The following is a 13,515-nucleotide window of genomic DNA, read 5'->3' as shown; positions in this document are numbered from 1 at the left end:
ACCCCGCGTCGAGGGGCCGGGTAGCCTCGGGCGAGTGACTGATGGCAGTGAGCGGACGGCGAGCACCGCACCGCTCGCGATCGGCGCGGTCGTGCGCCGCCTCGTGCACATCTCGCGCCCGGTGCTCTGGATCAACACCATCGGCTCCGGACTCGTCGCCGTGTGGCTCACCGGCGCGCTGTTCGACCTGCGGGCGCTGCCGATCATCCTGTGGCTCACCCTGCCGTTCAATCTGCTGATCTACGGCGTCAACGACGTCTACGACCAGGACACGGACGCGTCCAATCCCCGCAAGGGCTCGATCGAGGGCGCCAGGATCCGGCAGTCCGAGGTGCGGCTGATCGCCTGGGCCGTAGCGGCGACCAACGTCCCGTTCCTGGTCTACTTCCTCCTCGCGCTGCCGCCGCTCGCGAACGCCGCGATCCTGCTCTACGCGGGCGTCTTCGTCTTCTACTCCGCGCCGCCGCTGCGCTTCAAGGCTCGGCCCTTCCTCGACTCGCTGAGCAACGCGGCCTACGCGCTGCCGCTGGTCATCGTGCCCGCCGCCTTCGAGGTGTCGCCGGTCTGGCCGGCCGCTCTCGGGCTGATGGCCTGGAGCGTGGCCAAGCACGCCTTCGACGCGGTGCAGGACATCGTGGAGGACCGCGACGCGGGCATCACCACCACCGCGGTGCGGCTGGGTGCGCGCGGGACGGCCCTGTGGAGCGGGGCCTGGTGGATCGTCTCCACGGTGCTGTTCGCCCTGGTGAGCCTGCCGGTCGCCGCGGTCAACCTCCTGATCGCCGGCGTCCTCGTCGTGCGCCTGCTGCGCGACCCGACGCCGGAGACCGGTCACCGGCTCTACCGCCTGTCGGTCGCCTTCCCGTACATCGCGGGCTCCTTCACCGGCGTCCTGCTGCTGGTCTCGATCGTGCTGGGAGGCTCCGCATGAGCCGCATCGTCGTCGTCGGCGGCGGGATCGGCGGGCTCACCGCGGCCGCGCTGCTCGCACACGCCGGCCACCGGGTCACCCTCCTCGAGGCCTCCGCCGAGCTCGGCGGCAAGAGCCGCCGCCTCCAGCTGGGCGAGGACCGCATCGACACCGGGCCGTCCCTGGTGACGTTCCCGGCGGTGTGGGACGAGCTGCTGCGGCGCCTCGGCGACGGCGAGCGCGCCCTCGAGCGCGTCCGGGACGCCGGTCGGCTCGACCTGGTGCGGATGCCCGAGGTGGGCCGCTACTACTACGACGGCGAGGAGACCTCGCTGCCGGTCGCGCCGGACCACCCCTGGTACCCGGCCTGGCGGCGCTTCTCCGAGCTGCACGCGCCCCTCGCCGACGACGTGACCGAGCTGCTGCTCGCCGATCCGCTCGACCGGGCCGCCCTCCCGGCGCTGCGCCGGCTGCTGGCCGTCTACGGCTCGCGCCTCACCACGCGCGCCTACCTCGACGGCCTGCCCTGGCTGCCGGAGGGGCTGCGCGAGATCATCGCGATCCACACCCTCAACGCAGGCGTCTCGCCCGCGCGCACCCCCGCCCTCTACGCGAGCATGCCGGCGATCATGGCCGAGACCGGGGCCTGGGTGCCCCGCGGCGGCGTGTACGAGATCGTGCTGGCGCTGGGCCGGCTGGCCGAGGCGGCCGGCGTCGAGGTGCGCACCGGCGAGGCGGTCGTCCGCATCGAGCGCGGGTCGGTCACCACGGACGCCGGGCACTACCCCGCCGACCTCGTCGTCAGCGCCCTGGACGCCGACCGGCTCGAGGCGCTGACGGGTCCGTCGCGGCTGCCGGCGCTGCCCCGCCTGCGCCCCCGCACCCTCTCCTGCTCGGCGATCGCGCTCTACGGCGTGCTGCGGGAGGAGCTGCCGGCGAGCATCGCGACGCACAGCGTGGTGCTGCCGACCCGGCCCGCCGCGCTGCACCGCAGCCTCGAGGCGGGCGACGAGCCGGCGGACACCATGGTGTTCGTCAACCAGTACCGCGCGGGCGAGGTGTACCCGAATCCGCACAGCACGCTCGGCGTGCTGCTCACCGCGCCCGCCGACGGCGGCCGGTACACCGCCGAGCACCCGTTCGTGCGGCGCGAGGTCGAGCGCGTCTCGCGGGCGATGGGGCTCGACGGGCTCCTCACCGACCTCCTCGACGAGCAGACGGTGCTCGATCCGCAGTACTACGGCGAGGGCGGCGAACCGCACGGCGCGCTCTACGGTGCGGCGCGGCCCTCCTGGCAGAGCGGGCCCTTCCACCGGCCCGCGTACCACGACCGCCTGCGGCCCTGGCTGTGGCGGGTCGGAGCGTCGGTGCACCCCGGCGGCGGAATCCCCGCGGTGGTGGGCGGCGCGATGATCGCGGTGACCCGGCTGCTGAAGTCGAACCCGGCCTAGCCGGCGCCCTCTGCCTGCTGGTCGAGCAGCGCCGGAGGGACGTGTCGAAACCCGCCGCCCCATGCTGGTCGAGTAGCGCCGCAGGCGCGTATCGAGACCGGCCGTCAGCCGCGCGCCGGCGCCGGCGCGTCAGGCGGGCGTGAGCCGGAGGGGCGGTCGGGGCTGGATCGGCGTCGTCCCCGGTGCCGTCGGGGAGATCCACTGCACGACCGGGCTGGTCGCGGTCGAGCCCGGGCCGAACGTGAAGGCGAAGTCGGCCGCGCCGGCGACGGTCGGACCGGTGAGGTAGGCGAACGCGGCGCTGTCCTCGTCGACGACGGTCCAACCCGCGGGCAGGGCGATCGTCGACGCGTCGAAGAACTCGGCGGGGATCAGCAGGAGCCCGGGGTAGCCGATGGCGTAGCAGTCGGCGGGCACCAGCAGCCGGAGCGTCGACGTCCCGCCGAGGACGGCGGGGTTCGTCAGCCACTCGAGCACGGGGAAGCCCCGCGGCCCGATCTCGATGGTCGACGAGACGGAGCCGGTGACCTCGCTCTCGGTCCAGGTGGCCGTGGTCGTCCAGTTGCCGGACAGCTCGCCCCACTCGACGTTGAAGCCCTTGGTCCCCGCGCTCACGCCGTCGGGGGCGAGGATCGTGATCGTCCGGCCGTTGTCGTTGATCACCGTCCACCCCGTCGGCGCGACGACCGACCTCGCCGGGGAGAAGGCGTACTGCTCGAGGACCGTCAGGGTGAGAGTGCCGGTCCCGCGGACCACCGGCGTCCCTCGCGGGGGCGACTCCAGGGTGAGGAACAGGAGGGACGACTCCGTCTGGACGCCCCTCGGGCCGTCCCAGGACAGGCGGGCCGTGAGCCCGGCGGTGCTCGCTGCCGCCATCGGCGCGGCCGTCGCGACCGCGACGACCGGGGTCGACCAGGCCGCCCCGAGCACGGTGCGCCTCGCGACATCGGAGGGGCGGGGGTCGCGGACGCCGTGGGTGCTCATCGGGGCGAGTGTCGCAGTGGGGGAGTGCCCGCGGCAAGATCCTCTAGCGGACATGTCCGCTTGCGGACAGAAGTGCCGGGCGAGCGACCCGTGCCGCAGATCTCGCCGTCCGTCCGCCGACGCCTCACTCGGGTGCGGGGATGGTCCGGCGGAAGGTGATCACCTCGGAAGCGACCTCCCGCAGGTCGAGGGTCAGCGCACGGGCCTCGTCGCGCAGAGCGGCGAACGCCGCGTCCGCGCTCAGATGCAGGCTCACGCTGAGGAAGCCGACCGCCTGCAGGACCGGCACGTCGTCGTCGCCCACCTCCTCGAGCGCGCCGACCCAGGACAGGAAGGGGCCCGGCTCCTCGCCCGGCTCAGTCACGGCGGTCTCCGCCGCCGGCCGGGAAGGAGCTCCGGAGGGCGTTGCTCAGCTGCTGCACCGTTCCATGGTCGGCGATGCGACGACCGGGCGGGGACGGGGTTGCCGGGACCGGCGAGCAGGAGGTAGCCGACCGCGGCTCGTCCTGCGGTGCGAGGCGCTCCGCGCGGCCGCGCGGGCCGGGCCGGCTCCGCACTGCGGCGCCCGTCGGTCACGCCGGAGTGCGCGCAGCCGACGGGAACCCGCGCAGAGGCGGCGCCGCCAGGACGGTGAGCCCCCTCCTCACGGCCTCCGATCCGGATCCGGAACCCCGTGTGTCTGCAACGTAGACCTCCCGAGTCGCTCTGGGAAGCGCTCGGCGGAGCCAGGAGCGGGATGTCGCACCGATATCGACGAAGCGTGAGGATTCCGGCCCGTTCGGGCGTAGCCTCCGTTCCGACCCCATCCGGACCCCTTTCGCGTGGCCACGGCATCCATTCCGGATGCACCCGACGTCAGGATCCCCATGGGACGACTCGTCTACGACTCGCGGCTCGACGTGGACTTCGAGGACCGCGTCCTCGGTCACCTCCAGGTCGTCATCGGCACCAAGCTCGGCCGAGGCGAGAGCTTCTACCTCTCCTGGAAGGATCTGCCGGCCGTGGGCAGCGGTCGCACCTCGATCTGGCTGCATCCCGCGAGCGCGCTCCGGTTCCGGTACGCCAGTGCCGATCGCGTCGTCCTCAACCAGGCCTGGGTGCGGCGCTGGATCGCGGACTCCTACGCCCCGGGCGGGCTGCGCCTCACCGACGAGCCGGAGCCCGAGGGGGACCGCCCGCCGAGGACCGTGACTCCGGCATCGTCCCCGCGAGCACCGCGCCTCTGACGTCGTCCCGGGGACCCTCAGTCGCGCGCCCCGAGCGCGGACTCGGGTGTGCTGCCGTCCCAGGCCGCGAGCAGGCGCAGGCGGTCGGCGCTGTCGCCGTGCTCGTCGGGGTAGTAGATCACCAGGACGAGCCCGTCGACCGGCAGCTTCTCGCGGTGCAGGTCGAGGGGACCGACCCGGGGGTGGTCGATCGTCGCGGTGCCGCCGCGGAGCGGGCGGACGTCGTGCCGGGCCCAGAGGGTGCGGAAGCGGGCGCTGGCGAGGGACAGCTCGCCGACGAGCTCGACCGCGCGGGGATCGCTCGCGTCCTGGCCGAGGGTCTGCCGGGCCACGCCGACGAACGACTCGACCGCCGTCTCCCAGTCGCGGTGGAAGAGGCGCTCCTCGGGATCGAGCAGCAGCGACCGCAGGCGGTTGTGGCCGGGGGCGAGCCGTGGCGAGAGCGACACGGCAGCCCGGTTCGAGGCGAGGACGTCGAAGTAGCGGCCCTCGACGAAGGCGGGGACCTCGAGTGCGGAGAGGAGGTGGTGCAGCCGCGCGGGGACCTGCTCCGCCGGCCGCGTGCGCCGCCGCACGCGGGGCTTCGGTGCGGCGAGCTCGTGCAGCCAGGCGGTCTCGACGTCGTCCAGCTGCAGGACCCGGGCGATGGCCTCGACCACCTGCACGGAGGGGTTGTCGTCGCGGCCGCGCTCGAGGCGGACGTAGTAGTCGGCGCTGATGCCGGCGAGGAGGGCGACCTCCTCCCGGCGGAGGCCCGGCACCCGCCGCCGCGTCCCCGACGGCAGGCCCACCCGCTCGGGAGCGACGAGCGCGCGCCGGGCCTGCAGGTACTCGCCGAGCGCGTTCGCCGGTGCGTCGACATCCATGGGGCCGACGATACCCACCCCGTCGCGCGTGGAGAGAGGCCCTGCCACTCCCCGGATCCGCCGGGACCTGGCTGCCCCCGGCGGCGGCGACGACCATCGAGCCGAGCCGTTCACCGCGGACCCGTTCCCCAGGAGGAGACACCATGGACATCACCGACCGCACCGTCCTCGTCATCGGCGGCACCTCGGGCATCGGCCTCGGCCTCGCCCGCCGGTTCGCCGCCGCCGGCAGCACCGTCGTCGTCGGCGGACGCGACACCGACCGGGTCGAGGACCTCGGGACCGTCCGGATCGACGTCACCGACACCGACTCCGTGACCCGCGCCAGGGACGAGGTGCTGGCGGCGCATCCCGGCCTCGACACGGTCGTCACCATGTCCGGGGTCCTGCTCCAGGAGGACCTCCGCGACCCCGCCCACTTCGCCACCGCGGAGCGGACCGTCGCCGTCAACCTGCTCGGCACGATCCGCGCCGTCGACGCCTTCACCCCGCACCTCCTCGGCCGGGGCGGCGGCGACATCGTCACGGTGTCCTCGGGGATCGCCTTCCTGCCGTTCCCGCTGATGCCCAGCTACGGCGCGTCGAAGGCGGGCGTCCACGCGTACACCGAGTCGCTGCGGGCGCAGCTCGCCGGCACGGGCGTCCGGGTGACCGAGCTCGTCCCGCCGGCCGTCGCGACCGCGGACCAGGAGGCCGTCAACCCGGCCGCCCTGCCCCTCGACGCCTACCTCGACGAGGTCCTCGAGCTGCTGACGCAGGAGCCGACTCCGGACGAGATCGTCGTCCGGGCCGCGCAGCGACTGCGCTGGGCCGAGCGGGACGGCACCTACGCCGAGCTCCTCGCCGCGCGCTCCCGGTCGCTCGACACCCTGCCGGGGCGCTGAGCCGGCGCCGGGAGGCCGGGAGGGGGCACGGCGGAGATCCCGGGGAGGCGGGAACGGCGCGGCAGTCCTATCGTGATCGAGGAGGTCGTCATGGTTCGCTCGGCAAGCAGGAAGTCCCGTCCGTTCACGCCCCGTCTCCTCGTGCTCTCCGTCGCGGTGATCGGCGGACTCGCCGGCGTGACGGGCTGCTCGACGGGGGCGGCTCAGGAGACGCAGGCGTCGACGCCGCCCTCGGCGTCCGCGTCGACGGCCGCGTCCAGCGCGACCGCCGTACCGGCGAGCCCTTCCGCGTCGGCACCGTCGTCCGCACCGCCCGCGTCGTCGACCGGCTGCACCCCGAACGACACTCCCGTCCCGGCCGGCGTCGCGACGGCGGAGATCGGCGACGTCGACGGCGACGGCCGGGCGGACCAGGCGTTCTACGACGAGGACGGCGGCTTCGACTACGGCATCCGCACCGCCTCGGGTGCGACCTTCCTGCAGCAGGACACGCTGGCGGGCCCGGCGACCCACCGCGGCTGGACGGTCGCGGTGAGCCCGACCCTCGCGGCGACGGTCCTCAGCGACGGCAGGACCGCCGCGCTCTTCGCCTTCACCGACTGCGCGTTCGTGACGCCGATCGGCGTCGACGGGGAGCCGTACCGATTCGTGCTCGCCGGGTTCGGCGACGCCGGCACGGGCGTCACCTGCGGCACGGCCGACGCCGACGGCCACCACTCGATCTCCGGAGTCCTCGCCGCGCGGGACGCCGACGGGCGCTACAGCATCACCTCGACGCAGGTGGAGCTCTCGGCCGACGGGCGCACCGCGACCAACGGCGCCGTCACGAGCGGCGGCGACGACCTCGCGCAGGACGACCCCGCGGTCGTCGCCGCGATGACGGCGACCTGCGACGACGTGGCGAGCGTTCAGACCAGCGGGGAGTGACCGTCCGGAGCGCCGCGCCTCCGGGCGGCGTCGAGGACTGTGTCGAGGCACGCGCTCCCGAACGCCGCCTAGGCTCCGGTGCGTGTCGCGAATGCTCTCCGCCCTCGTCCTCTCCGGTGCCGGCCGCGCTGGTGCCGGCCGTTACGGCGACCCCTGGCATCCGTTCGGCGAGACCACGGAGTGCGTGGCCGGCATCCTGCGCCAGTCGGGCTTCGCGCTCACCGTCGCGCCGGACGTGGACGACGCGCTGCAGCGGTTCGAAGACGCTCCGGACCTCGTCGTCGTCAACGTCGGGCTGCCCCGGGACGGCGCACCGTCGCCCGCCGCCGCTGCGCGGGCCGGCCTCGGACGCCTGCTCGCCTGCGGTGCCCCCGTGCTCGCGCTGCACGCCTCCTCGACGAGCTTCGTCGACGCGCCGGAGTGGGAGCAGGCGATCGGCGGCCGGTGGGAGCGGGGGACGTCCTTCCACCCCGAGCACGGCGAGGCCCGCGTCCGCCTCCGCGGCCACCCGCTCACCGCCGGGGTCGGGGACTTCGTCCTGCAGGACGAGCGCTACACGTCCCTCCGCACCGCCGCCGACAACGAGGTCCTCGCGGTCCACGAGCACGACGGCGTCGAGCACCCCCTGATCTGGTTGCGCGAGGCGACCGGCGGCAGCGGCCGCGTCGCCTACGACGCCCTCGGCCACCACCCCCGCTCCTTCGAGTCGCCCGAGCACCGCGAGATCCTCCGCCGCCTGATCGCCTGGGCGACGCGGCAGGACGAGGTCTGAGCGCACCGCCGGAGCGGCACACGGTCGGCGACGGGCCGCGAGGCCGACTCCGTGGCGACGCTCCCTCGTCGGGGCGTCAGTGAGCGTCGTCGTTGCCCATCTCGTGCACGATCCGGCCCTGGCAGCCGGCCTGCGTCCAGTCGTAGGGGCCGGTGGAGGTGAGGTTCGTGCCGTAGAGGGCGGCCATGGCCTCGCTGTCCTCCGCGAGGGGCTCGGAGCCCCGGTCCTCGGGCGAGCGCTCCCACCACAGCTTGAAGGTGTAGTCGAAGCCCTCCTCGCGCATGCAGCCGGCGATGCGCAGCTGCATGTCGACCCAGCTGACCGCGTTGCCGAGCTCGTCGCCGACGAGGCTCGCCGGGTAGGTGATGTCGTCCGGTGCGTCGGAGACGTCGTAGAGGCGGACGCCCCACTGGTCGTACCGGTGCCCGTCGGGGGCGGCGGTCGGCGTCGCCTCCTCGAACGGCGTGCCCGGCTCGTGGGCGGCGGGGGTGATCGAGGGGAGCGGCGACGAGGCGACGTCCTCCTCGACGACTGGCGGATCGGCCGCCCGCGCGGCGGCGAAGCGGTCGTCGTAGTCCTGCACGGCCGACGCCGTGGTGGCGGCGAGGACGGCGCCGAGGCCTGCCGTGAGGAGCAGTCCTCCCGCTGCGAGGGCGATCGTGGCGCGCAGCCGGGTGGTGCCTCGAGGGCGGGGATCCGTCATGTCGTGACCTGGCTTCCGGTGGGGCGTCGGGCGATGGACCAGCAGAGGGCGGCGGCGAGCAGGACGAGTCCTTGCGCGTTCCCCAGCAGCAGGAGAAGGAGGTCGAGGGAGGGCACCGAGGACACGAGCACGGGGACCGTGGCGCTGATGTACCAGAGCGCGTCGACCGCGACCGTCGGGAGGACCGAGACGGCGACCGCTCCCAGCACGGCGCCGGCACGGCGGGTCCGGTGGTGCAGGAGCAGCAGCAGAGCCAGCGCGGCGACGGCGGTCGCCGCGAACACCGGTGCCGTCGTCGCGAACGGCACCGGACTCTCCGTGACGAGGCGGATGCTCGCCCACCCGCCGACGACGACGGAGGCCAGGACGAGCACGAACACGACAGCCCAGAGGGCGGTGGAGAGCGACCCCACTCGCGCGTCGAAGAGCATCTCCGCGCTTCCCTCGTGGAGTCGGGCGCGGCGCCACAGCAGATCCGCCCCGGCGCCCCGGACCGTGCGCGAGGCGATCTGCCGAGCCGTGCGGCGGGGAGCCTGCTTTCTCTCCTCGGCCCACCGGGTGTGCTCGAAGAGGTCGGACGCGATCTCCTCCGCCCGCTCGGTAGCGAAGTGCGGATCCAGCCCGCGGGTGTAGAAGCGGCACCAGCGCAGCGCGGCGACCGTGGAGCGGCGCACCGCCGCCGACGATCGGGCGCTCACGCCGTTCCACCGAGGACGAACGGGGCGCGACCGGCAGCGCCCGAGCGGGCAGCGGCGGCCGCGTGGGCGACGGCGCGTCCCTCGCCGGTCACCTCGTAGCGGCGGCGCGGAGGGCGGCCCTGCGCGTTCGCCTCCGCCTTGTCCTCCCAGGACGACGAGACGAGACCGCGCTCCTGCATCCTCCCCAGCGCCTTGTAGAGCGTGCCGTGCGCGGTGAGCGGCCGGCCGTCTCCCGTGGCGAGCGACGCGGCGAGAGCGAAGCCGTGCGTCGGCTCGCCCGCATCGATGAGCGCGTCCAGGAGGTCGAGCTCGAGGGGGAGGACCGCTCCCTGCTTCCGTCTGGGCATGACCGAAGAATAGGAAGATAGGGGAGGGAGGTCAAGGGCGGCGCGGGATCGGGGTCGCCCGACCGGCGCGCTCCTGCTGGGGTGACTCCGTGCGGAGCGTCCGTCAGCGCCTGCGTTCCGGCCAGGCCTGCCACGCCCGGCTCCAGGGCGCGGACACCTGCTGCCCGTCGTGACTGGTCACCTCATGCACGCCCTCCTCGTTGGTGTAGCCGCTCGACATGCCCAGCTCACCACCGCCTCCGATGCGGTAGGCGACAGTGATGCCGTCGTCGTGAGCGGTGATGCTCTCCTCGTAGCGTCCCGCGACGACGTCGAGGACGGCTCGCTCGAGGTCGTCCGCGAGGGCGGTCCAGTCGTCGTCGCAGGCGTCGCAGCCGCAGACGGGGTAGTCGAACCGCTGCAGTGCTCCGGCGTGGAGGAGGACGCCGGGGAAGACGGTCCAGACGATCGTGAGCGGGGCGGCATCGACCGATCGCGGGGTCACGCGGACGGCGCGGGCGGCCCAGGAGATCTCGGCTTCGTCCCGGGCGGCGAGGGCCGGGTCGTCCTCGACCGTGACGTCGTAGCTGCGAGCGAGGTACTCGAGCAGGGCGTCCGCGATCGTGTGGACGGGTCGGAACCGCTCGGTGTCGCGGGTGAGGGAGTAGCTCTCGTCCGGAGGTGGTCCTCCTCTCCAGCGGTTCCCGTAGGGGATCGGCCGGCCGTCCTCGTCCGTGAAGACGCGGTCCTCGACAGCGGGTCGGGCGTAGTCCGTCATGGGGGAGAGAGTACGGCGGAGCGCCGACCGGATCTCGTGTTCTCCCGCAGTGGCTCCCGGCCCGGACCTGCGCTCCGATGGTGGGCTGAGTCGCGCTGCGCGGCCTGCGGCGAGCCCGATCGTCCGAGCTCGGCGTCACCTGCGATCGACGCGGGCCTCTCCCGGCATCGTGAGCCGGAGGATCAGAGTGAGGACGAGGCCGAGGATGCCGCTGACGAGCAGCGCGGCGCCGACGACAGCGGAAGCGCCGAACGAGCCCTGAGCATCGTTGCTCGTCTCCACCGGTACGAACCAGTAGACGACGGCTCCGACGATGAACAGCACGCTGACGACGAGGGCGCCGATGCAGGTGTCTCGCCGCACCTTCTCCTGGGACCCGTCTCCTGACAGGGTGACGAGCCAGAGGACCCCGATCACGGCGGGAGCGCCGGCGAGGAGCGCGAGGAACACGGGTTCTCCTAGTTGGTCTAGTGGGCGTCGTCATTTATCGCGCCATCTGCCGTGCAGCCGGGATCCCGCTATGACTTCACTCTCCGAGGTTGGGAGCTGCTTCTCTACCATCGCCAGATCATGGGCGCCGAGAGAGCGGAAGAGCTTCCGCTGCCGTGACCGCGGTGCCACCGGCGTCGCCCGTTGGAACGAGCCAGAACGAGCGCATCGACCGTCTCGCCTGAGTATCGATCAACGGCTCACCGGCGCCCGCGGAGATCGTTGACGTCGGTTCAGTCGAACACGCCCGCTCAGCGAATGCAACGCCGCCGGTCGGGCGACCGGGCCTCCCCTCAGGGGATGAGCCCGGACGTATCGCCGAGTCGTCTGCGATCGCTCCCTGAAGTCTGAGACGAAACCGTGCTCTGAGGGCATTCACTACTGAGGGGGTGATGTCGGATGGTCGATGCTGTTGAGCTGACGCTGGTGCATCGTCTTCGCGGCGGCGACCCCTCGGCGCTGGATGCTCTCTTCCGGATGCACGGCCGCGCGGTCCACCGGGCCGCGGGGAGCTTCCTCGCGGACGCCGGCCAGGCGGAGGACGTCGTGCAGGAGACCTTCTTCCTGCTCTGGAAGCGCCGCTCGGGCGTGCGCATCGTGGGGGAGTCGGTGCTGCCCTGGCTGCTGGTCACGGCGCGCAACCTCAGCTCCTCGACCAACCGCCGCGAGCAGCGCCGACGCCACCTGCCCCTCTCCGACGACACCGCCTCTCGCGGCATCGACGCGGAGGCGAGCGACCGGCTGCTCGACGTGCGGCGTCTGGTCGAGCAGATGAGCGCGACGGACCGTGCGATCTGGACGGCGTGCATCGAGGACGACCTCAGCTACAGCGACGCCGCTCGCTCCCTCGGCCTGTCCCACGGGACGGTCCGCAACCGCCTCTCGCGGGTGCGGGCATCACTGGCGAGAACTTTGACGGAACGGACCGAGGACCATGGACAGTCGTGACCTGAGCGATGAGCAGCTCGAGCGCATCAGCGCACGCCTCGCGCACCGCATCCGCCGCCGCCGACGCGTTGGCCAGGCCGCGGCGGTGACGCTCGCCGGTATCGCGGGCGCGATCCTCAGCGCGGCAGTCCTCACGGCGGGGACGACGGAGCGCGGCACTCCGATCGCTGCGCCCGTCACCTGCTGGGAGCCGGACGGGCAGGGCATCGCCCTGTCGGGCGAAATCCGGACGCCCGTCGGCCGGTCCACCGCGGCACTCGCCGCGGCGTGCGCTGCACTCACCGCAGCGGGTGCCGTCGGCGGGACCATCGACGGGACGGACGCCGCCCGGTACTCCCTCGACGGAAGCCAGGTCTGCGAGGAGAGCGGGCGCCTGCGGATCTTCACGGGACTGAGCACCAGGGTCGACTGCACCGACCCGCCGACGACGCAGACCGGAGTCGACCAGTGACCGGCACACGGGCGAGGAGACTTCTCCTCAGCGTCCTCTGCCTCTCCGCGGCGCTCGTCCTGAGCGGCTGCGCGGCGAGCGCCGCCGGCCCCGGCTCACCGTCGACGTCGCAGGTCGCGGGAGATCTGCTCAGCGCCGAGGAAGCGACCGAGTCCGTCTACGAGACCACCGCGGTCATCGCTGCTCGGGGATCAGGCGACTGGCTGCTCGATCACCCGGTCGGCCTCCGCGTCATCGACATCGACGGTCGGTCGAAGCTCAGCGTGGACGGGCCCTGCAACACCCTCACCTACGACCTCCAGTACGCAGGTCTGCAGACGTCCGTCCGGCTCGTCACCGGGGGCCCGGCAACGACCTACATCGGCTGCCTCGATGCCGCCGGAGAACGAGAGCAGTGGCTGAGGGACGTCCTGGGCGCCGGGGACGTGAGCCTCACGCAGACCACGACCACGATGCGCATCCGCTCCGGCCCCGTCACCATCGACGCCACCGCGAAGACGACGCCCACCTCGACGGAGACACAGGCAGCACCGGCGTCGCCTCGGGACCCCCCAGCCGTCTCCACTACCGACGGGAGCCCCGCCGTGCCCCCCCCGACTGCTGACACCGCCTACGGGCCGATGATCGACGTCCAGCAGCTGACGAATCCGGCGCTCGACCTGGCCGACGGCGCCGGAAGTCGCCTCTCCACGGTCAGCGCGGAGGAGAAGAAGCAGTACCCGATCTACGCGGTGCGGGCGACCTCTGCGGAGCTGTCCTCCTGCGCCCCGGGACTCGGCGGCGACACTCGGATCTCACCGGAGGCGCCGATGTGGGCTCTGAGCGTGCACGCCCCCGTCGTGAACGACGCGCCCTACGGGTTTCCGGCTGAGGAGTGGGACGTCTACACCGTCGTCTACGACGGCGATACCGGAGAGATGATCGTCTCCTCGACGGGTGTCGATCTCCAGGCGCTCGGGATGCGCGGTGAGGTGATCACCGCACGGTAGACGATCTCGGAGACGATCGGCGATGGTGCACCGGCCGCCCCATGGGCCGGCGAGACCATCCCGCGACCGTCTCGAGAGGCGGCATCGATCTCGAGATCCTGGCGGCGCCGGGC

The 13,515-nt window shown here is 73.2% G+C and carries 17 protein-coding genes; 9 read left to right on the top strand and 8 right to left on the bottom strand.

Annotated features, from left to right (window positions below; all coding sequences use genetic code 11):
- Window positions 1-34: 34 nt before the first annotated feature.
- Together C1I64_RS07110 and C1I64_RS07105 are read left to right on the top strand one after the other, a co-directional pair.
- Complete coding sequence (locus C1I64_RS07110; protein WP_127886729.1) at window positions 35-931, top strand: UbiA family prenyltransferase; 897 nt, start codon at window positions 35-37, stop codon at window positions 929-931.
- Complete coding sequence (locus C1I64_RS07105) at window positions 928-2,361, top strand: phytoene desaturase family protein (protein WP_127886728.1); 1,434 nt, start codon at window positions 928-930, stop codon at window positions 2,359-2,361. Before C1I64_RS07110 ends, C1I64_RS07105 begins: the two co-directional genes overlap by 4 nt.
- Window positions 2,362-2,490: 129 nt before the next feature.
- Here C1I64_RS07105 and C1I64_RS07100 read toward each other — a convergent pair whose 3' ends face one another.
- Window positions 2,491-3,345 (bottom strand): hypothetical protein, encoded by an 855-nt coding sequence (locus tag C1I64_RS07100; protein ID WP_127886727.1) that lies wholly within the window; start codon window positions 3,343-3,345, stop codon window positions 2,491-2,493.
- Window positions 3,346-3,469: 124 nt separating this feature from the next.
- Window positions 3,470-3,709, bottom strand: a complete 240-nt coding sequence (locus C1I64_RS07095) for an ANTAR domain-containing protein (protein WP_127886726.1) — start codon at window positions 3,707-3,709, stop codon at window positions 3,470-3,472.
- 502 nt (window positions 3,710-4,211) lie between these two features.
- Between C1I64_RS07095 and C1I64_RS07090 the strand changes: the two genes are divergently transcribed.
- A complete protein-coding gene (locus C1I64_RS07090; RefSeq protein ID WP_127886725.1) occupies window positions 4,212-4,571 on the top strand; it encodes a DUF7882 family protein in 360 nt (119 codons plus the stop codon).
- 17 nt (window positions 4,572-4,588) lie between these two features.
- On the opposite strand, the gene C1I64_RS07085 is transcribed toward C1I64_RS07090, so the two are convergent.
- On the bottom strand, window positions 4,589-5,437 hold the full coding sequence (locus tag C1I64_RS07085) for a helix-turn-helix domain-containing protein (protein ID WP_127886724.1): 849 nt from the start codon (window positions 5,435-5,437) through the stop codon (window positions 4,589-4,591).
- A 143-nt stretch (window positions 5,438-5,580) separates the two neighbouring features.
- Here C1I64_RS07085 and C1I64_RS07080 point away from each other — a divergent pair, with 143 nt between their 5' ends.
- The 3 genes from C1I64_RS07080 to C1I64_RS07070 all read left to right on the top strand — a co-directional run bounded on the left by C1I64_RS07080 (window position 5,581) and on the right by C1I64_RS07070 (window position 8,020).
- Entirely contained in the window at window positions 5,581-6,321 is a 741-nt protein-coding gene (locus tag C1I64_RS07080) for an SDR family oxidoreductase (RefSeq protein ID WP_127886723.1), read from the top strand.
- Between the two features lie 90 nt (window positions 6,322-6,411).
- On the top strand, window positions 6,412-7,248 hold the full coding sequence (locus C1I64_RS07075; RefSeq protein ID WP_127886722.1) for a hypothetical protein: 837 nt from the start codon (window positions 6,412-6,414) through the stop codon (window positions 7,246-7,248).
- A 91-nt stretch (window positions 7,249-7,339) separates the two neighbouring features.
- Window positions 7,340-8,020, top strand: a complete 681-nt coding sequence (locus C1I64_RS07070; RefSeq protein ID WP_127888489.1) for a ThuA domain-containing protein — start codon at window positions 7,340-7,342, stop codon at window positions 8,018-8,020.
- 76 nt (window positions 8,021-8,096) lie between these two features.
- Here C1I64_RS07070 and C1I64_RS07065 read toward each other — a convergent pair whose 3' ends face one another.
- The 5 genes from C1I64_RS07065 to C1I64_RS07045 all read right to left on the bottom strand — a co-directional run bounded on the left by C1I64_RS07065 (window position 8,097) and on the right by C1I64_RS07045 (window position 10,975).
- A complete protein-coding gene (locus C1I64_RS07065) occupies window positions 8,097-8,723 on the bottom strand; it encodes a hypothetical protein (RefSeq protein WP_127886721.1) in 627 nt (208 codons plus the stop codon).
- Window positions 8,720-9,421: a hypothetical protein gene (locus C1I64_RS07060; RefSeq protein WP_127886720.1), complete on the bottom strand. Its 702-nt coding sequence runs from the start codon at window positions 9,419-9,421 to the stop codon at window positions 8,720-8,722. The genes C1I64_RS07065 and C1I64_RS07060 overlap by 4 nt, the downstream gene beginning before the upstream one ends.
- On the bottom strand, window positions 9,418-9,768 hold the full coding sequence (locus C1I64_RS07055) for a PadR family transcriptional regulator (protein WP_123446431.1): 351 nt from the start codon (window positions 9,766-9,768) through the stop codon (window positions 9,418-9,420). Before C1I64_RS07055 ends, C1I64_RS07060 begins: the two co-directional genes overlap by 4 nt.
- Before the next feature lie 103 nt (window positions 9,769-9,871).
- Window positions 9,872-10,525 (bottom strand): DUF6226 family protein, encoded by a 654-nt coding sequence (locus C1I64_RS07050; protein ID WP_127886719.1) that lies wholly within the window; start codon window positions 10,523-10,525, stop codon window positions 9,872-9,874.
- A 135-nt stretch (window positions 10,526-10,660) separates the two neighbouring features.
- On the bottom strand, window positions 10,661-10,975 hold the full coding sequence (locus C1I64_RS07045; RefSeq protein ID WP_127886718.1) for a hypothetical protein: 315 nt from the start codon (window positions 10,973-10,975) through the stop codon (window positions 10,661-10,663).
- 438 nt (window positions 10,976-11,413) lie between these two features.
- On the opposite strand from C1I64_RS07045, the gene C1I64_RS07040 reads away from it, so the two are divergent.
- Genes C1I64_RS07040 through C1I64_RS07030 form a run of 3 tightly spaced genes read left to right on the top strand, consistent with a single transcriptional unit; the run spans window position 11,414 to window position 13,402 of the window.
- Complete coding sequence (locus C1I64_RS07040; protein ID WP_127886717.1) at window positions 11,414-11,962, top strand: RNA polymerase sigma factor; 549 nt, start codon at window positions 11,414-11,416, stop codon at window positions 11,960-11,962.
- The gene (locus C1I64_RS07035; protein ID WP_127886716.1) at window positions 11,949-12,413 is read left to right on the top strand and encodes a hypothetical protein; all 465 of its coding nucleotides are present in this window, start codon (window positions 11,949-11,951) and stop codon (window positions 12,411-12,413) included. The genes C1I64_RS07040 and C1I64_RS07035 overlap by 14 nt, the downstream gene beginning before the upstream one ends.
- A complete protein-coding gene (locus tag C1I64_RS07030) occupies window positions 12,410-13,402 on the top strand; it encodes an META domain-containing protein (protein WP_127886715.1) in 993 nt (330 codons plus the stop codon). Before C1I64_RS07035 ends, C1I64_RS07030 begins: the two co-directional genes overlap by 4 nt.
- The last annotated feature ends 113 nt before the right edge of the window (window positions 13,403-13,515 follow it).

It is taken from the genome of Rathayibacter festucae DSM 15932 (assembly GCF_004011135.1).
GTDB classification, from domain to species: Bacteria; Actinomycetota; Actinomycetes; order Actinomycetales; family Microbacteriaceae; genus Rathayibacter; species Rathayibacter festucae.
The sequence above is the reverse complement of the archived record's forward strand: the minus strand, read 5'-3'. Positions and strand labels throughout refer to the sequence as shown.

Coding starts and splice junctions, on each gene's coding strand:
- C1I64_RS07040 (WP_127886717.1), top strand. CDS start 11,414: ATGGTCGATGCTGTTGAGCTGACGCTGGTGCATCGTCTTCGCGGCGGC.
- C1I64_RS07070 (WP_127888489.1), top strand. CDS start 7,340: ATGCTCTCCGCCCTCGTCCTCTCCGGTGCCGGCCGCGCTGGTGCCGGC.
- C1I64_RS07100 (WP_127886727.1), bottom strand. CDS start 3,345: ATGAGCACCCACGGCGTCCGCGACCCCCGCCCCTCCGATGTCGCGAGG.
- C1I64_RS07105 (WP_127886728.1), top strand. CDS start 928: ATGAGCCGCATCGTCGTCGTCGGCGGCGGGATCGGCGGGCTCACCGCG.
- C1I64_RS07035 (WP_127886716.1), top strand. CDS start 11,949: ATGGACAGTCGTGACCTGAGCGATGAGCAGCTCGAGCGCATCAGCGCA.
- C1I64_RS07090 (WP_127886725.1), top strand. CDS start 4,212: ATGGGACGACTCGTCTACGACTCGCGGCTCGACGTGGACTTCGAGGAC.
- C1I64_RS07055 (WP_123446431.1), bottom strand. CDS start 9,768: ATGCCCAGACGGAAGCAGGGAGCGGTCCTCCCCCTCGAGCTCGACCTC.
- C1I64_RS07075 (WP_127886722.1), top strand. CDS start 6,412: ATGGTTCGCTCGGCAAGCAGGAAGTCCCGTCCGTTCACGCCCCGTCTC.
- C1I64_RS07080 (WP_127886723.1), top strand. CDS start 5,581: ATGGACATCACCGACCGCACCGTCCTCGTCATCGGCGGCACCTCGGGC.
- C1I64_RS07065 (WP_127886721.1), bottom strand. CDS start 8,723: ATGACGGATCCCCGCCCTCGAGGCACCACCCGGCTGCGCGCCACGATC.
- C1I64_RS07050 (WP_127886719.1), bottom strand. CDS start 10,525: ATGACGGACTACGCCCGACCCGCTGTCGAGGACCGCGTCTTCACGGAC.
- C1I64_RS07085 (WP_127886724.1), bottom strand. CDS start 5,437: ATGGATGTCGACGCACCGGCGAACGCGCTCGGCGAGTACCTGCAGGCC.